The organism is Streptomyces herbicida (assembly GCF_032656585.1).
Classification (GTDB): domain Bacteria; phylum Actinomycetota; class Actinomycetes; order Streptomycetales; family Streptomycetaceae; genus Streptomyces; species Streptomyces herbicida.
The window spans coordinates 1-1,304 of record NZ_JAUYWJ010000089.1 but is presented as its reverse complement, the minus strand read 5'-3'; the positions used below and the strand labels follow the sequence as shown (position 1 = coordinate 1,304).

The 1,304-nt window shown below is 69.2% G+C and carries 1 protein-coding gene; it reads right to left on the bottom strand.

Annotated elements, in window-relative coordinates; genetic code table 11:
* Nucleotides 1–1,249 (bottom strand): IS701 family transposase (locus Q8A52_RS48840; RefSeq protein WP_316765154.1); only part of this gene is annotated, 1,249 nt, incomplete at its 3' end.
* Nucleotides 1,250–1,304: the final 55 nt, after the last annotated feature.

Here is a 1,304-nt window from a genome sequence, read left to right as displayed (position 1 = left end):
TGGTAGAGGGGGAGTCCGGCGTGTCGGCTTTTGGGGCCAGCCGCTGCTCGGTGAGGAAGGCATGGGCGGCGGTGACCAGGGTGGCGTGGTGGTGCCAGCCGTTCCAGGAACGGCCTTCGAAATGGTCCAGGCCCAGGCCGTGCTTGAGTTCGCGGTAATCGTGCTCGATGCGCCAGCGGATCTTTGCCAGCCGCACCAGGTCGGCGACCGGGGTGTCGGCGGGCAGGTCGGACAACCAGAACCGGGTCGGTTCGTCCTCGCCGTCGGGCCATTCGGCCAGCAGCCGTACCTCGGGCAGGACGCCGTCCCACCGGCCGTGCTCGGCCACCGCAGCTGCCTGGGCCAGCCGACGCGAGCGCACCCCGGCAGGCCGGACCCGCATCGCGAGGAAGCGTGAGGTCATCGGGCCGCGGGAGCCTTCCCGCCAGGTCACTGCCCCGAAGGCTTCCCGTCCGTGGGCAGCAGCCAGTTTCGCCACCGTCACCGGTGGCTGCCGGTAGCGGGGAACGGGACGGCGGCCGTTGCCGGACCAGGCGGGGGCGGCAGGCACCGCCTCGTGCGGCTGGACGGTGATGTCGCCGCGGATGCCGACCACGTACGCGATTTTCCGTTCGGCCAGGCCGGCGCGGAAGTCGGCGTTCTGGCCGTAGCCGGCATCCGAGACCACGACCGGCGGCACAAGGCGCCATGTGGCCAGTTCATCCAGGGCGTCCAAGGCCATCCGCCACTTCTCCCGGTGCCCGACGTCCTCCGGCACACCGGTCTGCCGGCGTCGGACGGCGTCATGCGCCCACTGCTGGGGCAGGAACAGCCGCCAGTTCAGCGGGCACGAGGCAGCGTCGGAAACCGCGTGCACGCTGACCGCGACCTGGCAGTTGGCCTGCTTGCCCAGCGCACCGCAGTACTGGGGAGCGACCCCGACCGACATCTGACCGTCCTTGGGAAACGACACGTCGTCGACCGCCCAGGCCTCCGGGCCGATCAGCGGCACCATCCGTTCAGCGATCCGCCGACGCACCGGCACCGGATCCCACGGGGACTGGTTCACGAACTGCTGCAGGTTCTGCTCGTTGCCGTCCGGCAGCCGCGAAGCCATGGCCTGGATGGACTTGCGGCGACCGTCCATCATCAATCCCCGCAGATAGCAGTCGCTCTTGGCCCGCTGGTCCTTGCGGGGCACCGAGGCGAACACATCCGCCACGAATAACGCCAACGTCGCCCGAACACGATTGACTTCATGTGCGTCCACCCATTCAGACTGCCCCTGAACAAGGCCGACACACAGACGTAACGGAGTCCTACTA